22 protein-coding genes are annotated in these 23,182 nt (G+C 68.5%); 13 read left to right on the top strand and 9 right to left on the bottom strand.

All coding sequences use genetic code 11. From position 1 onward, the window contains the following. Window positions 1–637: BspC domain-containing protein (locus AC3WRR_RS24865; protein WP_492298381.1), on the top strand; the 637-nt coding region annotated here is incomplete at its 5' end. Between the two features lie 80 nt (window positions 638–717). Here AC3WRR_RS24865 and AC3WRR_RS24860 read toward each other — a convergent pair. Together AC3WRR_RS24860 and yaaA are read right to left on the bottom strand one after the other, a co-directional pair. After that, window positions 718–1,860 (bottom strand): M14 family metallopeptidase, encoded by a 1,143-nt coding sequence (locus tag AC3WRR_RS24860; RefSeq protein ID WP_010809076.1) that lies wholly within the window; start codon window positions 1,858–1,860, stop codon window positions 718–720. Window positions 1,861–1,886: 26 nt separating this feature from the next. Next, complete coding sequence (gene yaaA / locus AC3WRR_RS24855) at window positions 1,887–2,672, bottom strand: peroxide stress protein YaaA (RefSeq protein WP_010809077.1); 786 nt, start codon at window positions 2,670–2,672, stop codon at window positions 1,887–1,889. 49 nt (window positions 2,673–2,721) lie between these two features. Here yaaA and AC3WRR_RS24850 point away from each other — a divergent pair, with 49 nt between their 5' ends. Together AC3WRR_RS24850 and AC3WRR_RS24845 are read left to right on the top strand one after the other, a co-directional pair. Next, entirely contained in the window at window positions 2,722–3,249 is a 528-nt protein-coding gene (locus tag AC3WRR_RS24850; RefSeq protein WP_010809078.1) for a PIN domain-containing protein, read from the top strand. An 83-nt stretch (window positions 3,250–3,332) separates the two neighbouring features. Next, window positions 3,333–4,514 carry a pyridoxal phosphate-dependent aminotransferase gene (locus AC3WRR_RS24845; protein WP_492298378.1) on the top strand — a complete coding sequence of 394 codons (1,182 nt, stop codon included), beginning with the start codon at window positions 3,333–3,335 and terminating at the stop codon, window positions 4,512–4,514. A gap of 72 nt (window positions 4,515–4,586) precedes the next feature. Here AC3WRR_RS24845 and AC3WRR_RS24840 read toward each other — a convergent pair whose 3' ends face one another. After that, window positions 4,587–5,228: a glutathione S-transferase gene (locus tag AC3WRR_RS24840; RefSeq protein ID WP_010809080.1), complete on the bottom strand. Its 642-nt coding sequence runs from the start codon at window positions 5,226–5,228 to the stop codon at window positions 4,587–4,589. Window positions 5,229–5,417: 189 nt separating this feature from the next. On the opposite strand from AC3WRR_RS24840, the gene AC3WRR_RS24835 reads away from it, so the two are divergent. The 4 genes from AC3WRR_RS24835 to AC3WRR_RS24820 all read left to right on the top strand — a co-directional run bounded on the left by AC3WRR_RS24835 (window position 5,418) and on the right by AC3WRR_RS24820 (window position 9,699). Then, window positions 5,418–6,941, top strand: coding sequence for a 3-hydroxyacyl-CoA dehydrogenase (locus AC3WRR_RS24835; protein WP_011614878.1), 1,524 nt, complete (start codon window positions 5,418–5,420; stop codon window positions 6,939–6,941). Window positions 6,942–6,974: 33 nt separating this feature from the next. Further along, window positions 6,975–7,754, top strand: coding sequence for an oxepin-CoA hydrolase, alternative type (locus tag AC3WRR_RS24830; RefSeq protein ID WP_010809082.1), 780 nt, complete (start codon window positions 6,975–6,977; stop codon window positions 7,752–7,754). Window positions 7,755–7,836: 82 nt separating this feature from the next. Further along, window positions 7,837–8,562 carry a histidine phosphatase family protein gene (locus AC3WRR_RS24825; protein ID WP_010809083.1) on the top strand — a complete coding sequence of 242 codons (726 nt, stop codon included), beginning with the start codon at window positions 7,837–7,839 and terminating at the stop codon, window positions 8,560–8,562. A gap of 60 nt (window positions 8,563–8,622) precedes the next feature. Further along, window positions 8,623–9,699 carry a phosphotransferase gene (locus AC3WRR_RS24820; protein ID WP_010809084.1) on the top strand — a complete coding sequence of 359 codons (1,077 nt, stop codon included), beginning with the start codon at window positions 8,623–8,625 and terminating at the stop codon, window positions 9,697–9,699. 69 nt (window positions 9,700–9,768) lie between these two features. Here AC3WRR_RS24820 and ggt read toward each other — a convergent pair whose 3' ends face one another. Further along, window positions 9,769–11,649, bottom strand: coding sequence for a gamma-glutamyltransferase (gene ggt, locus AC3WRR_RS24815; protein WP_037024366.1), 1,881 nt, complete (start codon window positions 11,647–11,649; stop codon window positions 9,769–9,771). 204 nt (window positions 11,650–11,853) lie between these two features. Here ggt and AC3WRR_RS24810 point away from each other — a divergent pair, with 204 nt between their 5' ends. The 3 genes from AC3WRR_RS24810 to AC3WRR_RS24800 all read left to right on the top strand — a co-directional run bounded on the left by AC3WRR_RS24810 (window position 11,854) and on the right by AC3WRR_RS24800 (window position 15,468). Beyond that, window positions 11,854–13,554 carry a vWA domain-containing protein gene (locus tag AC3WRR_RS24810; protein ID WP_492298375.1) on the top strand — a complete coding sequence of 567 codons (1,701 nt, stop codon included), beginning with the start codon at window positions 11,854–11,856 and terminating at the stop codon, window positions 13,552–13,554. A gap of 79 nt (window positions 13,555–13,633) precedes the next feature. Further along, window positions 13,634–14,257 (top strand): RNA polymerase sigma factor, encoded by a 624-nt coding sequence (locus AC3WRR_RS24805; protein WP_492298373.1) that lies wholly within the window; start codon window positions 13,634–13,636, stop codon window positions 14,255–14,257. Further along, the gene (locus AC3WRR_RS24800; protein ID WP_439671481.1) at window positions 14,254–15,468 is read left to right on the top strand and encodes a hypothetical protein; all 1,215 of its coding nucleotides are present in this window, start codon (window positions 14,254–14,256) and stop codon (window positions 15,466–15,468) included. The genes AC3WRR_RS24805 and AC3WRR_RS24800 overlap by 4 nt, the downstream gene beginning before the upstream one ends. 27 nt (window positions 15,469–15,495) lie before the next feature. On the opposite strand, the gene AC3WRR_RS24795 is transcribed toward AC3WRR_RS24800, so the two are convergent. Continuing rightward, window positions 15,496–16,665: a CAP domain-containing protein gene (locus AC3WRR_RS24795; protein WP_037024367.1), complete on the bottom strand. Its 1,170-nt coding sequence runs from the start codon at window positions 16,663–16,665 to the stop codon at window positions 15,496–15,498. 264 nt (window positions 16,666–16,929) lie between these two features. Continuing rightward, window positions 16,930–17,868, bottom strand: coding sequence for a LysR family transcriptional regulator (locus AC3WRR_RS24790; protein WP_010809090.1), 939 nt, complete (start codon window positions 17,866–17,868; stop codon window positions 16,930–16,932). Between the two features lie 189 nt (window positions 17,869–18,057). Here AC3WRR_RS24790 and AC3WRR_RS24785 point away from each other — a divergent pair, with 189 nt between their 5' ends. Further along, window positions 18,058–19,320, top strand: coding sequence for an acyl-CoA dehydrogenase family protein (locus AC3WRR_RS24785; protein ID WP_010809091.1), 1,263 nt, complete (start codon window positions 18,058–18,060; stop codon window positions 19,318–19,320). A gap of 157 nt (window positions 19,321–19,477) precedes the next feature. After that, a complete protein-coding gene (locus tag AC3WRR_RS24780; RefSeq protein ID WP_010809092.1) occupies window positions 19,478–20,170 on the top strand; it encodes a glutathione binding-like protein in 693 nt (230 codons plus the stop codon). Between the two features lie 50 nt (window positions 20,171–20,220). Here the strand turns inward: AC3WRR_RS24780 and AC3WRR_RS24775 are convergent, their stop codons facing one another. Further along, on the bottom strand, window positions 20,221–21,063 hold the full coding sequence (locus AC3WRR_RS24775) for a hypothetical protein (RefSeq protein ID WP_011614871.1): 843 nt from the start codon (window positions 21,061–21,063) through the stop codon (window positions 20,221–20,223). Window positions 21,064–21,328: 265 nt separating this feature from the next. On the opposite strand from AC3WRR_RS24775, the gene AC3WRR_RS24770 reads away from it, so the two are divergent. Then, the gene (locus AC3WRR_RS24770) at window positions 21,329–21,769 is read left to right on the top strand and encodes a helix-turn-helix domain-containing protein (RefSeq protein WP_011614870.1); all 441 of its coding nucleotides are present in this window, start codon (window positions 21,329–21,331) and stop codon (window positions 21,767–21,769) included. Here the strand turns inward: AC3WRR_RS24770 and ureG are convergent. After that, on the bottom strand, window positions 21,766–22,395 hold the full coding sequence (gene ureG / locus AC3WRR_RS24765; protein ID WP_010809095.1) for an urease accessory protein UreG: 630 nt from the start codon (window positions 22,393–22,395) through the stop codon (window positions 21,766–21,768). The genes AC3WRR_RS24770 and ureG overlap by 4 nt on opposite strands. Before the next feature lie 14 nt (window positions 22,396–22,409). Beyond that, complete coding sequence (locus tag AC3WRR_RS24760; RefSeq protein ID WP_010809096.1) at window positions 22,410–23,102, bottom strand: urease accessory protein UreF; 693 nt, start codon at window positions 23,100–23,102, stop codon at window positions 22,410–22,412. Window positions 23,103–23,182 lie beyond the last annotated feature (80 nt).

The following is a 23,182-nucleotide window of genomic DNA, read 5'->3' as shown; positions in this document are numbered from 1 at the left end:
CGCCCGACCTGCCGCCGCCGCCCCGGCACCCGCCACTCCCACGCCACCCACCAAGACCGTCACCCTGCCCGACCGCGGCCGCGTCAGCCTGTCCGAGTACCGGACCCGCATGCGCGAACAACTGATGAAGACCGAGAACGCCACCAGCGACGTGGCGGACTGCGCCGCCCACGCCAGCTGGGTGGTGCCGCGCTCGGCCAGCTACGATGCATTGAAGATCCCCACCGGCGCGCTCGCCGCGGGACAGGCCACGACCGAGCCATGGAGCGGACGCTTCTCGCCCGGCAAGCAGGCCGTACCGGTCAGCTCGGTGGTCACCTTCGCCGCCACCGCGCACAAGCGCCGCGGCAGCGACGACTGGCAGCCGGTGAAGGTGCGCTGCGGTTATGACGACGGGATGATGCTGGCGTATGAGCTGCTGGACAGCGGCGGCGCCACCATCAGCGAACCGGCTGCCGCGCCGGCCGTGCCTGCTGCTACGCAAGCTTCGGCAAGCAAGAGCCGCAAGGGGGCCAAGGGCAAGAGCACGGCATCGAAGTCAAGCAAGGCGACGGCGTCCAGGTCGTCGAAGTCAACGAGCGCCAAGTCCACCTCCGGCTCGGCCAAGACGACCAGCAAGGCCAGGAAGAAGCAATAGGCGCAAAGCGGGCGCACCGCGTCCGCGCCAACGCCGTTCCGGCGCACCCGGTTTCGTCCGGTTGGGCCGTTTGCGTTGGCTCAGCCCAGGTAGTCCAGGATCGCCTGCAGCATCGCCGTCCCCAGCAGCGCGCTGCGCGCGCCGTTCCAGCCGACCGCCGGATCCGGCAGGTCGGCATTGTCCTTGAACGGCATCTCCAGCGTCAGCGCCAGGCAGCCGAAGGTATGCCCGATGTACTTGGACGCCAGCTTGAGCGCATCCGCGTTGTACTTGCTGGCCGCGTAGCCGTGCACATCCTGGAAATCCGGCGAGACCCGCTTGAAGGCCTCGATAAAGCGCTGCTGCTCGCGCCGGCGCGCCTCGGTAAAGCCCGGCAGCATCTCGCTGCCGGCGACGAAGTTGTACGGCAGTCCCTCGTCGCCATGGATGTCGAAGAACATGTCGCAGCCGCTGGCCTCGATGGCGCGGCGCACGTGGTAGACCTCGGGGCTGGTATCCGGGCTCGGCGCCATCCACTCGCGGTTCAGGTTGGCGCCGGCGGCGTTGGTGCGCAGGTTGCCGCGCGCCGAGCCGTCCGGGTTCATGTTCGGCACGATATGGAACACCGCGCGCTCCAGCAGCTTGCGCGCAACCGGGTCGCCCGCCCACATGCCGGTGCCGGTCAGGCGCTGCAGCACGCCTTCGACAAACCATTCGGCCATGCTCTCGCCCGGGTGCTGGCGCGCGATCATCCAGATGGTCTTCTTGCCGGGGCCGGGCTGGCCCAGCGTGACGCGGGTCATGTCGCGCCCGTCCACGGTGCTGCCCAGGTGCGACAGCCGCGCCAGCGGCGAGCGCTGGCAGCTGGCGAGCAGCGACAGGTGGCGCTCATCCGGATACGGCTCGAAATACGCAAACCAGATGCTGTCGTGCTCGGGCGTGAATTCCACCGTCATCACCTGGCCGTCAAAGCGCGTCGGCACGCGGAACCAGTTGGCGCGGTCGTACGAAGCCACCGCGCGGTAGTCGCGCCATCCGTCCGGGTAGGTGCAGTCGCCGGCGTTCAGGAAGTGCATCCGGCACGCCTGCCCCGCCGCGCCCTGCAGGCGGAAATGGAACCATTGGCGGAAGTCGGCGTGCGAATCGGCGCGGATGCGCAGGCGGATATCGTCGGCGCGGTCGAGCGCCTCGACCTCGATGGCGCCGGAGTCGAATTGCGAAGAGATGTGCAAGGCGGCAGGCATGGCTGGCAGTCTCGTGGCGATGGGTTTCAGTCTTCCAGGCGGCGGCGGAACACCCAGCGGGTGGTATCCGAGGCCGCGGCGTCGAAGGCGTAGCCGTCTTCGGCAAAGCGCTTGAGCTTTTCCGGCTCGGTCACGCGCTGCGTCACGGCGTAGCGCGCCATGGTGCCGCGCGCGCGCTTGGCGTGGAACGAAATGATCTTGTAGCGGCCGCCCTTCCAGTCCTCGAACACCGGCGTGACGATCCTGGCCTGCAGCACCTTGGGCCGCACCACCTTGAAATATTCTTCCGAGGCCAGGTTGACCAGCACCGGCGCGCCTTCCTGCCTAAGCGCGGCCATGTCGGCGTTGATCATCTGCGTGACATCGTCGCCCCAGAACGCGTACAGGTCCTTGCCGGCAACGTTGTCGAGGCGCGTGCCCATCTCCAGCCGGTAGGGCTGCATCCAGTCCAGCGGGCGCAGCACGCCGTACAGGCCGGACAGGATGCGCAGGTGCTTCTGCGCAAAGCCGAGGTCGTCGGCCGACAGCGTTTTCGCGTCGAGGCCGTCGTAGACGTCGCCATTGAAGGCCAGCACCGCCTGCTTGCTGTTGGCCGCGGTGAACTCCGGCGACCAGTCTCCGTAGCGCGTCACATTGAGCACCGCGAGCTTGTCGGAGATGTCCATCAGCGCGCCCACATCCTGCGGCGCCAGCTTGCGCAGGCGCTCGATCAGCGTGGCGGAACGGTCGATAAAGCGCGGCAGCGTATGGGTCTTGAGGCGCGGCGGAGTCTCGTAGTCCAGCGACTTGGCGGGAGACAAAACGATGAGCATGGCAAAATCGCGGCAGTAGCCAAGGACAAACAAGCCAAGATTGTAGCGAATGCGCCTCGACACCACCGCAACCACCCTCTTCGCCAGCCCCGCCGGCGTCACATCTGCGCCGCGCGTGGTGCTGGACTCCAACATCTGGGTGGACCTGCTGGTCTTCCGCGACCCGCATGTGGAGCCGATCCGCACCGCGCTTGAGGCCGGCACCATCGCCCCGGTGATCCGCGCCGACTGCCGCGAGGAACTGCGGCGGGTGCTGGCCTATCCGCAATTTGCCCGCTTTGACATCGATATCGATGCCGCGCTGGCCACCGTCGACCGCCTCGCCAGCCTGGAAGCCGCGCCGCCGCAGGCCGACTACGACGCCATCCGCCTGCCCCGCTGCAAGGACACCGACGACCAGAAGTTCGTTGAGCTGGCGCACTTTGCCGGCGCCGCCTGCCTGGTATCGAAGGACAAGGCCGTGCTCAAGCTGCGCACCCGCCTGCGCCGCAGCAGCGGCGTGGAAGTGATGACGCCGCCGGCCTTCGGCGCCTGGCTGGCCACGCTTGGCGCCGCCAGCGCCGCCGATCCGCTTTAGAATGTCGGCTCCCGGCGCCGCCTACGTGGTGGCGCCGCACGCCTGATCGCATCCCGTCCCCACCGCATCGACACGTTCGCATCATGTCCGCAGACACCACCCACACCCAGTTGACGCCGCTGACCCCGCCGCCCTCGCGCCTGCCCGCAGTCGGCACCACCATCTTCACCGTGATGTCCGCGCTGGCCACCGAGAAGAACGCCGTCAACCTGGGCCAGGGCTTCCCGGACTTCGACTGCGACCCCAGGATCGTCGATGCCGTGACCGCCGCCATGCGCGCCGGCCATAACCAGTACCCGCCGATGGCGGGCGTGCCGCGCCTGCGCCAGGCCGTCGCCGCCAAGATCGCCAGCCTCTATGGCCACCAGTACAGCTGGGACACCGAGATCACCGTCACCGCCGGGGCCACCCAGGGCATCCTGACCGCGATCCTGTGCGCGGTGCATCCGGGCGACGAGGTGATCGTGCTGGAGCCGTGCTACGACAGCTACCTGCCCGCGATCGAGCTGGCCGGCGCCACCGCCGTGCCGGTCACGCTGGAAGCGCCGGAATTCCGCGTGCCCTTCGACAAGCTGGCCGCCGCGATCACGCCGCGCACGCGCATGATCCTGATCAACACGCCGCACAACCCCACCGGCACGATCCTGCGCGCGGCCGACATGGACCAGCTGGCGCAGATCCTGGCCGGCACCGACATCCTGCTGCTCTCGGACGAGGTCTACGAGCACATGGTCTACGACGGCCAGCAGCACGCCTCGGTCTCGCGCCATCCTGAGCTTGCGCGCCGCAGCTTCGTGATCTCCAGCTTCGGCAAGACCTATCACGTGACCGGTTGGAAGGTCGGCTACGTGGCCGCGCCGGCCGCGCTGATGGCCGAGTTCCGCAAGGTGCACCAGTTCAACGTGTTCACGGTGAACACGCCGGTGCAGCATGGCCTGGCCGACTACATGGCCGATCCCGCGCCCTACCTGCAGCTGTCGGCGTTCTACCAGGCCAAGCGCGACTTCTTCCGCGCCGGGCTGGCCAACAGCCGCTTCAAGCTGCTGCCGTCGGACGGCACCTACTTCCAGTGCGTCGACTACTCGGCCATTTCCGACCTGAGCGAGGCCGACTTCGCCATGTGGCTGACGCGCGAGATCGGCGTGGCCGCGATCCCGGTCTCGGCCTTCTACACGCAGCCGCGTGAATCGGGCGTGGTGCGTTTCTGCTTTGCCAAGAAGGAAGAGACGCTGGCGCTGGCGCTGGAGCGGCTGGCCAGGCTGTGATGAAAACAAAAACGCCCGCGATGAATTCGCGGGCGTTTTTTACACATGCGGCAGTTCACGCCGCTTCGCTTACTACTTGCTGCGGCTCGCCATCAGCTCAAGATTGGCCTTGCGGTCGGCATTGACCTTCTGCACCGATTCACGCGCCGACAGCGTCTTCAGGTAGTCCTTGACCGGCAGGTCGGCCAGCAGGTCGGTGCCGTAGATGATCTTGGTGCACGACGACACCAGCGGCAGGTGCGCCGCGGCGGCGCAGTCGGCCAGCGTGAAGGTGTCGCCGGCGATATACGGCGAGAACTTCGCCAGCTTGGCGAAGGCGGGGACATAGCGCGTCAGCAGCTTGTGCTGGCGGTCCTTGACGCCATCGCTGACCTTGCCGCCGAAGAATGCCTCGGGGTACAGCTCGCGCGCGGTCAGCTCCAGGTACAGTTCCATGAAGACGACGATCTCGCGCACCTTGGCGGCCTGGTACGGGTCGAGCGGCAGCAGCGGCGTCTGCGGATAGGCCGCCTCGACGTAGTCGACGATGGCTTCGGACTCGCACAGCGGGCCGGATTCGGTGATGATGTAGGGCACCTTGCCCGCGGGCGTGGCCGCCAGGTCGGTCTGGCCGATCCAGGCCAGCACCTCTTCGAACGGCACGTTCTTTTCCAGCAGCGCCAGCTTCACTTTGTTGTAGTAGTTGCTGGCGGCAAAACCGCAGAGCTTCAGCATGTCGTCTCTCTCCGTTATTGGAATGATCCCCGCATCGCACGGTGCGGATGTCGGGTGATTGTGGACCATCCGGGGTCTGCAGTGTACCGGCTGGCCGATCAGCGCACGCCGCCTGCCCCGCCGGACTGTTGCGGAAGGTGCAAAAAACGTACGATCGTGCTAATTTAACCACAACTTTTGGGGCAACTGATGAGCACTTTCACCATCGATACGCTGGGTATCGTCGGCACCGGCGCCATGGGCCGGGGCATCGCGCAGATCGCCGCGCAGGCGGGCCTGACCGTCAACCTGTACGACGCCAACCCGCAAGCCGTGGCCGCCGCGCGCCAGTACCTGCAGGACACGCTGGCCAAGCTCGCCGACAAGGGCAAGATCAGCGCCGCCGACGCAGAGGCCACGCTGGCCCGCGTCAAGCCCTGCGGCACGCTGGAAGACCTGGCCGGCTGCGACATGGTGCTGGAAGCCATCGTCGAGAAGCTGGAGGTCAAGCGCGACCTGATCGCCAAGCTCGAAGCGGTCCTGCGTGAAGACGCCGTCATTGCCTCCAACACGTCGTCGCTGTCGATCACCGCGATCGCCGTGGGTTCAAGGCACCCGGGCCGCATCGCCGGCTACCACTTCTTCAACCCGGTGCCGCTGATGAAGGTGGTCGAGGTCATCGACGGCCTGTCGGGCAACCCCGCGGTGGGCGACGCGCTGATGGCGCTGTCGCGCCGCATGGGCCATACGCCGGTGCGCTGCAAGGACATGCCAGGCTTTATCGTCAACCATGCCGGCCGCGGCATGAATATCGAAGGCCTGAAGGTCGCGCAGGAAGGCGTGGCCGGATTTGCCGACATCGACAACATCATGCGCGAGCAGGCCGGCTTCCGCATGGGCCCGTTCGAGCTGATGGACCTGACCGGGCTGGACGTGTCGCACCCGGTGATGGAATCGATCTACAACCAGTTCTACCAGGAACCGCGCTACCGTCCCTCGCCGATCACCGCGATCCGCGCGGTCGGCGGGCTGATCGGCCGCAAGGCGGGTGCTGGTTTCTATTCGTATGCCGATGGCCAGAAGCAGGTGCCGGCAGCCGCCGCGGTGCCGGGCGCACGTCCGTCGAGCGTGTGGGTCAGCCACGCCAGCGAGCGCGGCCACGCCATGGTGACCAAGCTGCTGGGCGCGCTGGGCGTGACCCCGGAAGGCGGCAACAAGCCGTCGGCCGACGCGCTGATCATCGTCACCCCGCTGGGCCTGGACGCCACCACCAGCGCGCTGCAACAGGGCCTGGACCCGGCCCGCACGGTTGCCATCGACACGCTGCTGCCGTTCGAGGCCACCAAGCGCCGCACGCTGATGACCACGCCGGCCACCAGCGCCGCCGCCCGCGATGCCGCGCACGGCCTGTTCGCCAGCGACGGCGTGCCGGTCACGGTGATCCGTGATTCGGCCGGCTTCGTCGCGCAGCGCGTGCTCTGCTGCATCATCAATATCGCCAGCGATATCGCGCAGCAGCGCATCGCCACGCCGTCGGACATCGACCTCGCCGTCAACCTGGGCCTGGGTTATCCCAAGGGCCCGCTGGCGCTGGGCGATGCGGTCGGCCCGCAACTGGTGCTGGAGACGCTGCGCAACATGGAAGCGCTGACCGGCGACATGCGCTACCGCCCGAGCCCGTGGCTGTGGCGCCGTGCCGGCCTGGGCCTGTCGCTGCTGGCCGAAGAGCAGTAAGCCCGCCACCGCCCCACCGACCGAGCCACGCCCATGCCCGCACAGCTGCTTTCCCACCGCGTCGATTCGACCCTGGTGCTGACCATCTCGAACCCCGAGGCACGCAATGCGCTGCACCCGGACATCTACGCGGCCTCGCAGCAGGCGCTGGATCAGGCCGCCGCCGATGACTCGGTGCGCGCGGTCATCATCACCGGCGCCGACGGCATTTTCTGCGCCGGCGGCAACCTGAACCGGCTGCTCGGCAACCGCAGCCAGCCGCAGGAGGTGCAGGCCGCCAGCATCGCCCTGCTGAACGGCTGGGTCGAGTCGCTGCACGCCTTTCCCAAGCCGATCATCGCGGCAGTGGAAGGCGCGGCCGCGGGCGCGGGCTTTTCGGTGGTGCTGGCGTGCGATTTCGTGGTGGCGGCCAGCAATGCCAAGTTCGTGATGGCCTATGTCTCCGTGGGGCTCACGCCCGACGGCGGCGGCTCGTATGAGATCGCACGCGCGCTGCCGCGCCCGCTGGCCAGCGAGCTGATGATGGAAGGCAAACCGGTGGACGCGGCGCGGCTGGCGCAGTTCGGGCTGGTCAACCGCGTCACCGAGCCGGGCCAGGCCCTGGACGAGGCCCTGCGCCTGGCCGCTGGCCTTGCCCGCCAGTCGCCGCACGCCGTGGGCCGCATCAAGGCCCTGATCAACCACGCAGCCACCGCATCGCGCGCCGAACACCTGCTGGCCGAGCGCGACAGCTTCGTCGCCGCGCTGCACCACCCCGACGGCGGCGAAGGCATCAGCGCCTTCCTGGAAAAGCGCAAGCCGCAGTACCTCTGAAGCCGGGCGCCGGACGCCTGGCTTTACCCGAACGGCCAGCCCGCGACAGACGGGCATGCCGCACAATGCAAGGAGACAACGCATGGAACTGCCGCCGCCCTCGCGTCGCCGCATCTACCTGATGCGGCATGGTGCCGTTTCATATTTCGACGAGGCCGGGCGCCCTGCCCTGCCCGAGATGGTGCCGCTGAACGAGACCGGTCGCATGCAGGCGACCGCCGCCGGCCGCGCCTTTGCCGCCGAACAGATCCGCTTCGACCGCGTCATCGTCAGCGGACTGCCGCGCACGGTGGAGACCGCGGAGCGCGTGCTGGCCGAGCTGCCGGAGATGGACGGCATCGTGCCTGAAGTCTGGCCCGCGCTGCAGGAGATCCGCGGCGGCGACCTGTCCGCGATTGCCGACCAGGACCTGCGCGACGCCTTCGTCGGCGCCTTCGAAGGCGAAGTCCCGGAAGACAAGCGCTTCCTCAACGGCGAGACCATCGGCCAGTTCCTCGACCGCGTGCTGCCCGCGCTGGAGCGCCTGCGCGCCGATCCCGACTGGGACACCGCGCTGATGGTGCTGCACGGCGGCACCAACCGCGCCATCCTGTCGCAGGCCATCACCTGCGGGCGGCGCGTGTTCTTCGGCTCGCTGCTGCAGACCGCGGGCTGCATCAATGTGCTCGACATGGGCGACGGCCCGCTCGACTGGGTGGTGCGCATGACCAACTACTCGCCGCCCACGCCCGTGCACAGCGGCACGCGCCACACCACCATGGAAGTGCTGCTGCACCAGTATTTGCGCGGACGCCAGCCGCAGGGCTGAGCGCGCCGCGGACTTGATCGAATCCCAACCGATACCGAACAGAAAACCAACGGAGACAGCATGACCAGCAACGTATCGCACTTCGAGGGCACGCGCCCGGTGGCGGACCAGCAGCGCTTCGACACCGACGCGCTGGAAGCCTGGATGCGCCAGCACGTGGAGGGCTTTGCCGGCCCGCTGACCGTGGAGCAGTTCAAGGGCGGCCAGTCCAACCCGACCTTCAAGCTGGTCACGCCGGGCCAGACCTACGTGATGCGCGCCAAGCCCGGCCCCAAGAGCAAGCTGCTGCCTTCGGCGCACGCGATCGAGCGCGAATACCGCGTGATGGCCGCGCTGGCCGGCAGCGACGTGCCGGTGGCGCGCATGTACGCGCTGTGCGAGGACGAGTCCGTGATCGGCCGCGCCTTCTACATCATGGAGTTCGTCGCCGGCCGCGTGCTGTGGGACCAGTCGCTGCCGGGCATGAGCACCGCCGAGCGCAGCGCCATCTACGACGAGATGAACCGCGTCATCGCCGCGCTGCACACGGTCGACTACAACGCCATCGGCCTGGGCGACTACGGCAAGCCCGGCAACTACTTCCAGCGCCAGATCGAGCGCTGGACCAAGCAGTACAAGCTGTCCGAGACCGAATCGATCCCGTCGATGGACGCGCTGATGGACTGGCTGCCGCAGCATATCCCGCAGGAAGACGCCGACCTGACCTCGATCGTGCACGGCGACTACCGGCTGGACAACCTGATGTTCCACCCGACCGAGCCGCGCGTGCTGGCGGTGCTGGACTGGGAACTGTCCACGCTGGGCCACCCGATGGCCGACTTCAGCTATCACTGCATGAGCTGGCATATCGCCCCGGGCCAGTTCCGCGGCATTGCCGGCGTTGACTTCGCCGCGCTGGGCATCCCCGACGAAGCCAGCTACCGCCGCCTGTACGAGCAGCGCACCGGCCGCCCGATCACGGGCGACTGGAACTTCTATCTGGCCTTCAGCATGTTCCGCATCGCCGGCATCCTGCAGGGGATCATGAAGCGCGTGGTGGACGGCACCGCGTCGTCGGCGCAGGCGCTGGACGCAGGCAAGCGCGCGCGGCCGATGGCGGAGATGGGGTGGCAGTACGCACAGAAGGCGAAGGGCTGACGCGGCAACTGCTGCAGCAAAAGAAGACGGGCGCCGAGGCGCCCGTTTTTCATCTGCATCGCGCGACGCTCAATCCCCCAGCGCCACCCCTTCCCGCCGCGGGTCCGCACCACCGGCCCACACCACCTTGCCGTCAGGCCCCTGCTTGCGCATGATCGCCTGCGTGCCGCTGGTCATCTCGATCTCGGCCACCTGGTGGCCGCGCTGCTGCAGTGCCTGCACCAGGCCCGGCGAGACCAGCCCCTTCTCCACCTCGGTCGGGCCGTTGCGGCTGCCGAAGTTGCCCATGCCGATGGCGGCCTGCACGTCCATGTTCCAGTCCAGCATGCCGACCAGGGTCTTGGACACATACTCGATGATCTGCGAGCCGCCCGGCGAACCGACCGTGGCGACCAGCTGGCCGCTCTCGCGGTCGAACACCAGCGTCGGCGCCATCGACGAGCGCGGGCGCTTGCCCGGCTGCACGCGGTTGGCCACCGGCTTGCCGTTCTCGCTCGGCACGAAGGAGAAATCGGTCAGCTGGTTGTTCAGCATGAAGCCGCGCACCATCAGATGGGAGCCGAAGTACGACTCGATCGTGGTGGTCATTGAAATCGCCCCGCCGCGGCCATCGACCGCAACGATCTGCGAGGTGGAGACGCGCGGCGGTGAACGGTCGGGCGCGTAGGCCATCGCCGTGCCCGGCGGCACCCCCGGCTGGGCCTTGCCCATGCTCTTGTCGCCGATCAGCTCCGCGCGCGTGGCAAGGTAGGACGGGCTGACCAGGCCGGTCACGTTGACTGGCACGAAGTCGGCATCGGCCACGTACAGGCCACGGTCGGCGTAGGCCAGGCGGTCGGCTTCGGAGATCGCGTGGACCGCGTCGGGATTGGCCTCCATCACCGCCGGCGTATTCACGCCCTGCGGCTTGAGCGCGGCCAGCGCGTACTTGGGATTCTTGGTCTCGAGCGCCTGCAACGTGCCCAGGATCTGCGCGATGGCGATGCCGCCCGACGACGGCGGCGGCATGCCGCAGATCTTCCAGCGCTTGTAGTCGGTACAGACCGGCACGCGCTGCTTGGCCCGGTAGCTGCCCAGGTCAGCCAGCGACAGCGAGCCGGCATTGCTGCCGCCGTTGACCTTGGCGACGATATCGCGCGCGATCGGCCCGTTGTAGAGCACGCCGGCACCGCGCCGGGCGACATCGCGCAGGGTCTGCGCCAGCTTCGGGTTCTTCAGCACCGTGCCGGCCGGCTTGGGCTTGCCCTGTGCATCCAGGAAGTACGCGGCCATCTCCGGCGAATTGGCCAGGAACTTGTCGGCAGCCACCTGCGTGTACAGCCGCTGCGAGATCGGGAAGCCCTTCTCGGCCAGGTCGATGGCGGGCTGGAACAGCTTGGCCCACGGCAGGCGGCCGTGCTTCTGGTGTGCCATTTCCAGCGCGCGCATCACGCCGGGCGTGCCGACGGAGCGTCCCCCGATCTGGGCCTCGCTGAACTCCATGGGCTTGCCGTCGGGGCGCAGGAACAGGTTTTCGGTGGCGCCGGCAGGGGCGGTCTCGCGGCCGTCGAAGGCCTGAACGTTCTTGCCGTCCCAGTACATGATGAAGGCACCGCCGCCGATGCCGGTGGCCTGCGGCTCGACCAGCGTCAGCACGGCCTGCATCGCGATGGCGGCGTCGATGGCCGAGCCGCCCTGGCGCAGGATGGCGCGCCCGGCCTCGCTCGCCAACGGGTTGGCCGCGGCAGCCATGTGGCGCTGCGCGTAGACGGTGGACATGCCCGGGCGATACCCGGAGGCAACTTCCGGGGCCGGCGGCATCGCGGCAGGCGGTGTCGTGGCCGACGGCGCGGCCGGCGCTGCGGGCGCGGCGGTCCCTCCGCCCTGGGTACCACAAGCACCGAGCAGCGCAGTCAGGGCAAGGGCCAGCGCGCCGCGCCACGCCATCGAAGAGAGGTCAGGGTGAGCCATGCGATATCTCCTGGGGAAGGATCAAACGATTGTAGTGGCGATCGGAGCATCCTGGGGCAAGAAAGTCTGACTGCCGCCACATGAGGGAGCCACATGCAGTTGCAAAAAAATTCTCCCGGCTTAACCCCGACCTCTCGCCAGCACCGTTTCATCGACAGGCCGTCATGACCGAGAACCCGCCCCGCGGCCGCTCAGGAGAACAATATGCAACTTCGCGCACCGGCCATCATTTCCAGTTTTGCCGCCGCTCTGGTGTTGTCGGCTTGCGGCGGGCATTCGCCGTCGCTTCCCCCGGAAGTGGCCCAGCCTGTGCCGCCGCCCGCGGCCCCGGCGCCCACGCACGACCACGCCGCCAAGGCTGGCCAGGTGGCACCCGCCATGGAAATGCACGCCATCGCCCCGCGCGCCCCGCTGGCGATGCCCTACCACCTTCCACCGCCGGTACCAGCCGAGCGCGAACGCTACGGCGCCATCGAGGAAAACGGCGTCAGGCTGGTGGCGCAGGCGCCGGTATCCACCTTCAGCATCGATGTCGATACCGGCAGCTACAGCAATATGCGCCGCATGCTCAATGCCGGACGCATGCCGACGGCGGATGCGGTGCGCGTGGAGGAGTTGCTGAACTACTTCCCCTATGACTATGCCCAGCCCGCCGACGGCCGCCCGTTCGCCGTGCATGCCGCGCTGGCGCCCGCGCCCTGGCACCCGGCCAATGTGCTGCTGCGCATCGGCATCAAGGGCAAGGACATGGCCAGCGGCGCGCTGCCGCCCGCCAACCTGGTATTCCTGGTGGATGTGTCGGGTTCGATGAATTCGCCGGACAAGCTGCTGCTGCTGAAGTCCTCGCTCAAGCTGCTGGTGAACAAGCTGCGGCCGCAGGACCGCATCACGCTGGTCACCTATGCCAGCGGCACGCGCGTGGCGCTGCCACCCACGCCGGGCAGCGACAAGACCGCCATCAGCGCCGCCATCGACCAGCTCGTGGCCGGGGGCAGCACCGCCGGCGCCAGCGGCATCGCGCTGGCCTATCAGGCCGCGCAGCAGAGCTTTATCGCCGGCGGCATCAACCGCGTGCTGCTGGCCACCGACGGCGACTTCAATGTGGGCGTGACCGACTTCCGGCAACTCAAGAGCATGGTGGAAGAGAAACGCAAGTCGGGCGTATCGCTGTCCACGCTCGGTTTCGGCACCGGCAACTACAACGAGCAGCTGATGGAGCAGCTGGCCGATGCCGGCGACGGCGCCTATTCGTATATCGACAACCTGATGGAAGGCAACAAGGTGCTGGTCAGCGAGATCAGCTCGACCCTGGCCACCATCGCGCGCGACGTGAAGATCCAGGTGGAATTCAATCCGGCCACGGTGAAGGAGTATCGCCTGATCGGCTATGAGAACCGCATGCTGGCGCGCGAGGACTTCAACAACGACAAGGTCGATGCCGGCGATATCGGCGCGGGCCACACCGTGACGGCGCTGTATGAGCTGACGCTGGCCGGCCAGGCCGGGCTGGTCGATCCGCTGCGCTACCAGCCGGCCGCACCCGCGCCGGGGCGCGACGGCGAGCTCGCGCACATCAAGCTGCGCTACAAGCTGCCTGCCGCCGGCACCAGCCAGTTGATGGACATCACCGTCGTGCGGCAGGCCATCCGTCCGCTGGCGCAAGGCGATGACGACTTCCGCTTTGCCGCGGCGGTGGCCGGTTTCGGTCAGGTGCTGCGCGGCGGCAAGTTCACCGGCGACTGGCGCTACGCCGATGCCCGCGCGCTGGCCCAGGGCGCCCGCGGGACCGACCGCTTTGGCTATCGGGGCGAGTTCCTCAAGCTGGTGGACCTGGCACAGAGCCTGGCCACGGCCAGTCCGGCCGGCGCTACCAGCGGCGGGCCGGCCGAGCGTGCGGCACGCTGACACCAGCCCGGGCCGCGAGCCGGCGCAAGGCGGCGCGGCGGACTGTCGCGCCGCCTTGCGCTCTCCTATACTCCGGCGCATGCAGGCACCCGACCCCGTCCCTTCCGCCGCGCCCGGCGCCGCGTTGTCCGCGCTGCCCGACCATGACCTGATGCTGCTGGTGGCGGGCGGCATCATCGAGCAGCCCGTCACCGAGCTGTTCCGCCGCCATAACGCCGGCCTCTACAACTACGTGGCCTGGCTGTGCCAGGGCAACCGCGGCGAAGCGGAAGACATCGCGCAGAAGACCTGGGTCAAGCTGATGACCCGCTGCGGCGACTACCAGCCGGACGCGGCGTTCCGCACCTTCCTGTTCCAGATTGCGCGCAATACCTGGCTCGACCAGGTGCGCAGCGCCGATGCGCGCCAGCGCGAAGCGCTGGACGACCAGCCAGCGGAGATGCCGGCCGACGACCTGTCGCCGGAAGCGGAGCTGCAGTTGCGCCAGCACGCGCACCACGTGCATCGCGCGCTGCTGCAGCTGCCCGTCGCCCAGCGCGAGGTGGTGGTGCTGCGCTTCTTCAGCGACATGAGCGTCGAAGAGATTGCGCAGATGCTCGGCGAGAAGTTCGAGACGGTGAAGAGCCGGCTGCGCTATGCGTTCGCGCGCCTGCGCGCAGACCTGGCCGGCAACGTGCCGGGCTCGCAGGAGACGCCGTCGTGAACGCGGCCGACCGCTTTATCGACGGCAAGGACCGGCTTTCGGCGCTGCTGCGGGAGCTGCCCGCTTACGCGCCGTCCGCTGCGCTGGCAGAGTCGGTGCACGCGGCCGCACGTGCGGCACAACAGGAGGAGGATCGCCAGCGGGCCGGCGCGGCGGCCCTGCCCTTCGCCGCGCCGCCAACGCTGGCCACGGCGGTGCAGGAAGAAGCCGCGCGCCTGCAGGCGGCGCAGGCCGCGCGACGCGATGCGCTGCTTGCACGCGTGGCGTCAGGCGAGCCCGCAGCGGAGATTCTGGGTGCCCCGGTCGGTGCCGCTGCCAGCGCGTGGCTGCAGGCACAGGCAGCTGAGGCGGCAACACCACGGGCCACAGGGACCGCAACGCAATCCATGGCAGCGCGCGCCGCGCGCGCGCGGCGGTGGTGGCGCTCGCTCGGGCTAGTGGCCAGCGTCGCGGCGGTGGCCGGGCTGACCACCAGCATCGTGCTGCGGCAGATCGATGATGGCGCACTGCTGCCGGCGTCGGCGCCTGAACAGGTGTCCGCCCCGGCCGCTGCACCCGCCGCAGAGATGGCGGCAGCGCCCGCACCGCAAGCTGCGGCGGAGCCCGGGACGGCCACGCCGGCAAATCCGCCGCCAGCCGCGAAGGCTGCCCCGGCCCCGCAGCGGGAAGAGCGGCCTGCCCCGGCGCACGCCGGGCAGCGCAGCCGCGCGTCGGCAACGGCCGGGGGCACGGCGCCACGCGAGGCCGCCACGCAAGCACCGCCGCAAGCGACCGAAAGCTTGTCCGCCCAGGCGCCGGCCGTGGCCGCCGCACCGGCCGCTCCCGCGTATCCGGCCATGGCAGAAGCAGTCCCGCAGCCGGCAATGCCGGCACCCGCGGCACCGCCGGCGGCCGCGCCGCGGGCAGATTTTGCACGCAAGGCAGGGCCACCGATGGCGGCCGCGCGCGCCCCTGCGGCGCACACCGCATCCAGCATGGTCGTGTCGATCCAGGACGACCCCGCCGCCACGGCTGCGCGCATGCCGGCGGCGGCATCGGTCACGCTGCTGGCGGCCGAACCGGACAGTGAGGCAATCAGGGAATGGGCAGGACGGCTCTGGCAGTCGATGCCGGCGGCGCAACGCCCGCCGGTGCCATTTGCCGTGCAGGCCGACCGCACGCTGGCCCCAGGCCAGGTGCGCATCGAACTGCGGCACGGCGCGCCGCAATGAGCGCGCCGGTGTTCTGGCGAGTGCGGGTCAGCGTGTGGTGAACGACCAGCTCAGGTCCACCGGCTGCGAACCCAGCCGGCCGGTAACCCTCACGCTGTAGCGCTGCTGGCTGGCCAGCGGCGCCACCGGCGTGCAGATCGCCAGGCCGCGTGCGGCGCTGGAGAGGCCCGACGAACGGCTGTCGACCTTGAGGCAGCTCACATTGTTGCCTTGCGCGTCGGTGATGACGAAGTTGTCGGCATCGAACTGCAGCGAGGTGTTGATGGCCTGCAGCGAAACCGGATAGCCCACGGTCTTGCCCTCATAGCCTGGGGCGGGGTTGGGGCTTTCGGTGTTGACCCAGCTGGCCGGCACGTCGGCCTGGCCGTTGTACGGGTAGGCCACCATCTGGCTGTCGCTGCCGCCCTTCGATGCATCGGCCAGGTCGATGGTCTGGTAGTAGCTGGCCGAGGTGCCGCTGCCATCAGGGCCCACGCGCTCGGCAAAGCCGCTGCCGGCCGAGCCGTAGCTGCCCAGCAGCGCGGCGCGGTGGAACGGCGCGTTGACCAGGTCCGACACCAGCGCGTCCTTGGGCGACATCGACAGCTGCGCATTGGCAACCGAAGTCCAGCGGTTGGCACCGGCCACGACTTCCGCGGTGGCATTGGTCGGATAGGCGGCCTGGATGCGCTCGTTGGGCGTGGCGCCGGTATAGCCCGGCTTGCCGCTGGTCTCGTCGTGCGTCAGCGTGGCGTTGGCCAGCATGTAGGCAGTGTGGTTCTGCGCCACGGTATTGAGCGGATCGCGTGCCGCCAGCGGCGGCAGGCCCACCTGCTCGCGCCGATAGTTGGCGTAGCACAGGCCGGCGGTGCGCGGCTCTTCCAGCACGCGGTAATTGCTGACTGCACTGCCGCGCGCCGGCAGCAGCGAGACGCCGCCGCCCGCCGCGGGTGCCGGCGCCGTGCCGCTGACGGTATAGCAGGCACCTGCGGTGGATGGCGTGGTCGAGCCAGAGCCGGACGGCGCGCTGGCCTGCCCGTTCGCTTGCGATGCGTTCGACGAAGTACCGCCGCCGCCATCGCCATCGCCACCACCGCCGCCACATGCGGACAGTGCCAGCGCCGCAGCAGCGCAAAGGGTGGTCAGGGCGAGCGTGGTGCGCCGCGCGCGTCGCGGCGGCATGGGTTGGTGATCAGCAAGCAAGCGTTTCCCGGTCATCGTTCTGAATCGTCGTGGTCATCGGAGGAAGGAACCTGCCCCGGGGGATCCGCAGGCGCGGACAGCCGGCGCGGCAACCATCGCCAGCACCGTGTGGACACGGGCTCGCGGCGGCGGCGCCGGGGGCAGAAAGACCGGACGATGGTATGGGCGCGGGCCGGCAGGGTCTAGCCCATGAACAATTCCTTACGTGTGACCCGCGCGCGCCGCACCGGGGCGCCGCGGGGATCGCTTGCGGTGCCCGCCGTGCGGGCGCGAGGGCACTTAGCTGGCGGCGGCCACGTCGGCCATGCCGGTGCCGAGCGCGGCCATCACCGCCATCAGCTGCTCGCGCAGCCAGCGGTTGGCACCGTCGTTTTCGCCGCCCGCATGCCAGTACAGGTGCAGTTCCAGCGACGGCACCTTGAACGGCAGCGACAGCAGGCGGTTGGCATAGGGCTCATTGGCGATGCGCGCATAGCGCAGCGGCAGCGTGGCCAGCAGGTCGGTGCAGCTGACCACGCGGCACGCGGCCGCGTAGTGCTGGCAACGCAGGCGCACGCGCCGCGTCAGGCCCATGCGGTGCAGGGCCTGGTCTTCCAGCCCGGCGCCGCGGCGGCGCGACGACACGTGCACATGCTCGGCCGCGAGGTAGCGCTCGAGCGTCAGTTCCTTCTTCACCAGCGGATGGTCGCGCCGCGCCAGCACCACCATCGGATCGGCCATGAACGGCGCGTGGTGGATGGCGGGCGAGACCGGCAGCAGGATGTCCAGCGCGGCGTCCAGCGTGCCGGCGAGCAGCTCGGATTCCATCTCGCGGCGGTCGAAGCGGATCGCGGCAATCTCCACCTGCGGCGCCATTGCCGTGACGCGCGCCATCAGCGGCGGCAGCAGCGTGGATTCCAGCGCGTCGCGCATGCCGATGGTGAAACGCCGCACGGTATTGGTGGGATCGAAGTGCGGCGTATCCTGCAGCGTGCGCGCGAACGATTGCAGCGCGCTGCGCACCTCGGCGGCCAGCGAGCGCGCCAGCGGCGTGGGCGCCATGCCCTGCCCGCGCCGCTCGAATAGCGGGTCGTCGAACAGCGTGCGCAGCCGGCCCAGCGCATGGCTGACCGCGGGCTGCGTCAGGTTGAGCTGGCGCGCGGCCGCGGTGATGCTGCCTTCGCTGTAGATGGCGTCGAACACCACGAAGAGATTCAGGTCGATGCGGGAGAGCTGCATGCCGGAGATTCTGTCACGGAATGCAGGGAATTGATACTGGCAAATCCAGAAAATTCATTTTTCTTATTACCAGCTTTCAGATAGAGTGCATTGCATCGGCCCATGCCGCACTGATGCCGAGGCCTGCCGAGGCCAACGAGGCGCCGCCGCCCACCCCGGCGCCCACTGATTCCGTAGCGAGGAGACCACATGGATTTCGAATACAGCCCGAAGGTCAAGGAAATGCAGGCCAAGCTGCTGGCCTTCTTCGACCAGCACATCTACCCGAACGAAAAGCGTTTCGCCGCGGAGATCGACGCCAACCGCCGCGCCGGCAATGCCTGGGTGCCGACCAAGGTGATCGAGGAGCTGAAGCCGCTGGCACGCGCGGCCGGCCTGTGGAACCTGTTCCTGCCGCGCTCGCCGCGCGCCCCGCAGGGCCTGTCGAACCTGGAATACGCCACGCTGTGCGAAATCATGGGCCGGGTGCCCTGGTCGGCCGAGGTCTTCAACTGCGCGGCCCCCGACACCGGCAACATGGAGACGCTGGAGCGCTATGCCTCCGAGGAACTGAAGGACAAGTGGCTCGAGCCGCTGCTGGCCGGCGAGATCCGCTCGGCCTTCCTGATGACCGAGCCGGCCGTGGCCTCGTCGGACGCGACCAATATCGAATGCCGCATCGAGCGCGACGGCGACCACTATGTGATCAACGGCACCAAGTGGTGGTCGTCGGGCGCGGGCGACCCCCGCTGCAAGGTCTACATCGTGATGGGCAAGACCAATCCCGACGCCGGCCGCCATGAGCAGCAGTCGATGATCGTGGTGCCGGCCGATACCCCGGGCATCACCATCAAGCGCTTCCTGCCGGTGTTCGGCTACGACGACGCGCCGCACGGCCATATGGAGATCGAGCTGAAGAACGTGCGCGTGCCGGCCTCGAACATCCTGCTGGGCGAAGGCCGCGGCTTCGAGATCGCGCAGGGCCGCCTGGGCCCGGGCCGCATCCACCACTGCATGCGCAGCATCGGCGTGGCCGAGCGCGCGCTGGAACTGATGTGCAAGCGCGCGCTGTCGCGCGTGGCCTTCGGCAAGCCGGTGTCCAGCCAGGGCGTGACGCAGGAACGTATCGCCGAAGCCCGCTGCGAGATCGAGATGGCGCGCCTGCTGACGCTCAAGGCCGCGTACATGATGGACACCGTGGGCAACAAGGTGGCCAAGGCCGAGATCGCCATGATCAAGGTGATCGCCCCCAACGTGGCGCTGAAGGTGATCGACTGGGCCATCCAGGTCCATGGCGCCGCCGGCGTCTCCAGCGACTTCCCGCTGGCCAACTGGTGGGCGCACCAGCGCACGCTGCGCCTGGCCGACGGCCCGGACGAGGTGCACCGCAACGCCATCGCCAAGCTGGAGCTGGCCAAGCACATGAACCTGAACCCGGACGACATCAGGATGCCGGTGGCACGCGGGTTCTGACCGCCTGGCAACGCCGCGGGGCTTCGGCCCTGCCGGCAGTATGGAAAACGCGCAGCCAGTCTGCGCGTTTTTTTCTTCTGTGCTTAAATCGCCCGGTTCGCCACGTCGGTGGTTGATGTGGCCATCCCCAACGATCGCATCCAGGAGATCTTTTGCGATGATCGACGTCTACACCTGGGCCACGCCCAACGGCCACAAAGTCCACATCATGCTGGAAGAATGCGGCCTGGAGTACAAGGTCCATCCGATCAACATCGGCGCCGGCGACCAGTTCGGCGAGGACTTCCTGAAGATCAGCCCCAACAACAAGATCCCGGCCATCGTCGACCCCGACGGCCCGGACGGCAAGCCGATCTCGCTGTTCGAATCGGGCGCCATCCTGCTCTACCTGGCCGGCAAGACCGGCAAGTTCCTGCCCGAGGACGTGCGCGGCAAGTACGAGGCGCTGCAATGGCTGATGTTCCAGATGGGCGGCGTGGGCCCGATGCTGGGCCAGGCGCACCACTTCCGCATGTACGCGCCCGAGAAGATCGAGTACGCGGTCAACCGCTACACCAACGAGGCCAGGCGCCTGTACGGCGTGATCGACACGCAGTTGTCAAAGCACGCCTGCCTGGCCGGCGAGCAGTACACCATCGCCGACATCGCCACCTTCCCGTGGCTGCGCAGCTGGCAGAACCAGGGCGTGGACCTGGACGACTACCCGAACCTGAAGCGCTGGTTCAACGAGATCGCCGAGCGCCCCGCGGTCAAGCGCGGCGTGGAAGTGCTGGCCAGCGCGCGCAAGGCGCTGCAGGACGACAAGGCGCGCGAGGTCCTGTTCGGCGCCACGCAATACAAGCGGCACTGAGCACGGCACTGCCGCGGCCGGGGCGCTGGCCCCGGCTGACCCGCCTGGCATCAGGTCGGCGCCAGCGCGTGGCACGCAATCGCATACCCGTCCGCGCGCCGTCCGCCGCGCGCCGCAACACCAATCTCGACGTCATCGCCCGGCCCGAAGCAGCACAGCAGGCCGGTGCCCGGCAACAGCACGTCGAGCCGGCATGACTCGTGCGGGTCCGGCGCGTAGAGCGTGCCGGGCTGCAGGAAGGCCATGTCCCCACCGGCCCGCACCAGCGCGCCATGCCAGTGCAGGCCGATGGCGCCGCGGTAGCACAGCGCCCAGCGCAGCCCGCGCGCCTGCAGCCGCTGCGCCCAGTCATCGCCCGACTGGTCCAGCTGGATGAACTCCGGCCGCATGCCCTGCTCCGGCTGCGGGCCCTCGGCCCGCACCACCTCTGCCGGCAACACGTGCATGCCCGCCACCCCCTCGGCGCCATTGGCCCCGACTGCGGCAATGCCGCCCAGCGCGCAGTGCCACCCCGCAGGCAGCGCCACCGGCCGCGATGCATCGGCCGGCCCTTGCGGCACGGTGCGCACCAGGATGGTGTCGACCATCGCCTGCACCTGCATCGGTACGCCTGGCGCCGGCGCAAACAGCTCGCCGCCGCCCATCAGCAGGCAGCCGCGCCCGGGCGACCACAGCCGCAGGCCCCCGCGCAGGCAGCCCCACCATTCATGGCGGTCCGCGGCAAATTCAGCCTGGGTCTCGCCGGCGCAGAGAAAGACGTAGTCGCAGGTGCTGCCGAGGCCGGCTGCAGCGGCAAGCAAGCGTGACTGGAACCCCGGAATGAAGTCCGACGGCGCGTGGCGGTCGGCATGGAGGGCGCGCATTCGCGCCTCGAACAGCGTGAAGATCTGCATGGCAATCCCCCTGCAGGGCGACAGGCCGCAAGGCGGCTGTCCGCGCAGTGCGGCGCACGCATGACAGCGTTGCGCGCAGCATTGCGCAGTGGCCCGTTTGGCTCGGCCATGCAGGCCGTCCGGTTGATGCCATCGTGTCGCGCCATTTTGCCTGGCGCACCCCTCAATTTGCGGGTCGGACACCGATAGTGAGGAAGAGGATAAGTTGTCGTGGCCTCAAGGTCAAACCCTTAGCCTCAGACCACTCCGAACCTTTCACGACCCCATGACTTCTCGAAATCTCAGACTATTCGGATTGCATCTTGCCTGGCTACGCAAGCAGCGGGGCTGGTCCCAGGAAACCCTGTCGCTTGAGAGCGGGCTGTCGCGCTCATACCTGAGCGGCATCGAAAGCGGCAAGCGCAACCTGGCGCTCGCCAACATCTGCAGGCTGGCCGAGACGCTCGCCGTGCCAACCCCGGAGATGCTCGACTTCAGCCGCCATGACGCCAGCCAGCTGCAGGTGGAACAATCGCGCGCGCCCTTCGGCAACCGCCAGCGCGCGGCGATCGAGGCCACCGTGCGCCATATGGCGGAGCTGACCGAGCCCGAGCTGAACCTGGTGGCCGCGGTGGCGCGGGCGCTGGCGGGCAAGGGCAGCTTCCGCCCGTCGCTGACTCACGCCACCAACGCCGCATCCGATGCCAAGGGCGACAGCGCAGACTAGACGCCCAGCATGCCCTGCCGTTCGATAAAGCGGATCACCTCGTCCAGGCCCTGCCCGGACTTGACGCTGCCCATCACGAACGGCCGGGCGCCGCGCATCTTGCGCGCATCGCTCTCCATCACTTCCAGCGATGCCCCGACGTATGGCGCCAGGTCCGTCTTGTTGATCACCAGCAAGTCGGACTTGGTAATGCCCGGCCCACCCTTTCTCGGAATCTTCTCACCGCCGGCTACGTCGATGACGTAGATCGTCAAATCAGAAAGTTCTGGGCTGAAGGTGGCAGCGAGGTTGTCGCCGCCGGACTCGATGAAGACCACGTCAGCATCCGGGAAGCGCGCCAACATGCGGTCCACCGCCTCCAGGTTAATCGAGGCGTCCTCGCGGATCGCGGTGTGCGGACATCCGCCCGTTTCCACGCCCATGATGCGTTCCGCCGGCAACGCGCCGGAGACCGTCAGGAGACGCTGGTCTTCCTTCGTGTAGATGTCGTTGGTGATGGCAACCAGGTCGTAGCGGTCGCGCATCGCCTTGCACAGCATTTCCAGCAGCGTGGTCTTGCCGGAGCCAACCGGGCCGCCGACGCCGACGCGCAGCGGAGGGTTCTTCTTGGTACGGGCCTGGGTCATGGTGCGATATGGGTTCAGGATCGGAACAGCCGGGAGTACTGCGTTTCGTGGCGCGCGGAAAGCAGGCCCAGCATCGGGGAAAAGGTGGAAAGTTGCGGCGGCGTGGTGTCGGCGCGGCGCGTGGCTTCATCGACTGTGTCGAGCACCGCGCAGTGCAGGCGCCGCAGCATGTGCTGCCCCGCCACCTGGCCCAGCGGCACCGCCTTGATCGCCGCGGCGACCTGGTTCTCGGCCCAGTTGAAGCAATAGGCAGCGAGGCCGTCGCGCGCCTCGACCTGCAGCGCCACGCATGCCGCAGTGAACGCAGTCGGCAGGCACACCGGCGACAGCGCCGCCAGCGTCTCGCGCAGCACGGGCGCGCCCCACTCCATCTGCGCAATCAGCCTGGACAGCGACCAGCCCATCTGCTCGGTCTCAAGCCGCAACTCGGAAGTCTCGCGCGTGGCGCGGAACCAGTCGTTCCATGTCCGCACCTGCGCGGCATCGCCCGCTTTCCAGCAGCGATGCAGCAGCAGCCACAGCGGCGCTTCGCATTGCGCCTGCACATGCAGCAGGTTGTCGCGGATCCATCGTTCTGCGCTTGCCGCATCGTGCACGCTGCCACAATCGATCGCAGCTTCCAGGCCTTGCGAATAGCTGAAGCCGCCGATTGGCAGCGATGGCGATGCGAGGTGCAGCAGTGAGATCAACTGGTGGAGTTGCGTCATGGCGCGGACTCCGGTTCAGCGATGGCTTGCTCCCCTCTCCCGCAAGCGGGAGAGGGGAGTATCGGCGAGTTCAGTTCTTC

It is taken from the genome of Cupriavidus sp. FW305-3-2-15-C-LB2 (genome assembly GCF_058787575.1).
The sequence above is the reverse complement of the archived record's forward strand: the minus strand, read 5'-3'. Positions and strand labels throughout refer to the sequence as shown.

Excerpts from the sequence above, each read along its gene's own strand:
- AC3WRR_RS24845 (WP_492298378.1), top strand. The coding sequence starts at position 3,333 with ATGTCCGCAGACACCACCCACACCCAGTTGACGCCGCTGACCCCGCCG.
- AC3WRR_RS24780 (WP_010809092.1), top strand. The coding sequence starts at position 19,478 with ATGATCGACGTCTACACCTGGGCCACGCCCAACGGCCACAAAGTCCAC.
- ureG (WP_010809095.1), bottom strand. The coding sequence starts at position 22,395 with ATGACCCAGGCCCGTACCAAGAAGAACCCTCCGCTGCGCGTCGGCGTC.
- AC3WRR_RS24840 (WP_010809080.1), bottom strand. The coding sequence starts at position 5,228 with ATGCTGAAGCTCTGCGGTTTTGCCGCCAGCAACTACTACAACAAAGTG.
- AC3WRR_RS24820 (WP_010809084.1), top strand. The coding sequence starts at position 8,623 with ATGACCAGCAACGTATCGCACTTCGAGGGCACGCGCCCGGTGGCGGAC.
- AC3WRR_RS24860 (WP_010809076.1), bottom strand. The coding sequence starts at position 1,860 with ATGCCTGCCGCCTTGCACATCTCTTCGCAATTCGACTCCGGCGCCATC.
- AC3WRR_RS24775 (WP_011614871.1), bottom strand. The coding sequence starts at position 21,063 with ATGCAGATCTTCACGCTGTTCGAGGCGCGAATGCGCGCCCTCCATGCC.
- AC3WRR_RS24760 (WP_010809096.1), bottom strand. The coding sequence starts at position 23,102 with ATGACGCAACTCCACCAGTTGATCTCACTGCTGCACCTCGCATCGCCA.
- AC3WRR_RS24785 (WP_010809091.1), top strand. The coding sequence starts at position 18,058 with ATGGATTTCGAATACAGCCCGAAGGTCAAGGAAATGCAGGCCAAGCTG.
- AC3WRR_RS24830 (WP_010809082.1), top strand. The coding sequence starts at position 6,975 with ATGCCCGCACAGCTGCTTTCCCACCGCGTCGATTCGACCCTGGTGCTG.
- ggt (WP_037024366.1), bottom strand. The coding sequence starts at position 11,649 with ATGGCTCACCCTGACCTCTCTTCGATGGCGTGGCGCGGCGCGCTGGCC.
- AC3WRR_RS24835 (WP_011614878.1), top strand. The coding sequence starts at position 5,418 with ATGAGCACTTTCACCATCGATACGCTGGGTATCGTCGGCACCGGCGCC.
- AC3WRR_RS24795 (WP_037024367.1), bottom strand. The coding sequence starts at position 16,665 with ATGACCGGGAAACGCTTGCTTGCTGATCACCAACCCATGCCGCCGCGA.
- AC3WRR_RS24850 (WP_010809078.1), top strand. The coding sequence starts at position 2,722 with ATGCGCCTCGACACCACCGCAACCACCCTCTTCGCCAGCCCCGCCGGC.
- AC3WRR_RS24825 (WP_010809083.1), top strand. The coding sequence starts at position 7,837 with ATGGAACTGCCGCCGCCCTCGCGTCGCCGCATCTACCTGATGCGGCAT.
- AC3WRR_RS24770 (WP_011614870.1), top strand. The coding sequence starts at position 21,329 with ATGACTTCTCGAAATCTCAGACTATTCGGATTGCATCTTGCCTGGCTA.
- AC3WRR_RS24790 (WP_010809090.1), bottom strand. The coding sequence starts at position 17,868 with ATGCAGCTCTCCCGCATCGACCTGAATCTCTTCGTGGTGTTCGACGCC.
- yaaA (WP_010809077.1), bottom strand. The coding sequence starts at position 2,672 with ATGCTCATCGTTTTGTCTCCCGCCAAGTCGCTGGACTACGAGACTCCG.
- AC3WRR_RS24810 (WP_492298375.1), top strand. The coding sequence starts at position 11,854 with ATGCAACTTCGCGCACCGGCCATCATTTCCAGTTTTGCCGCCGCTCTG.
- AC3WRR_RS24805 (WP_492298373.1), top strand. The coding sequence starts at position 13,634 with ATGCAGGCACCCGACCCCGTCCCTTCCGCCGCGCCCGGCGCCGCGTTG.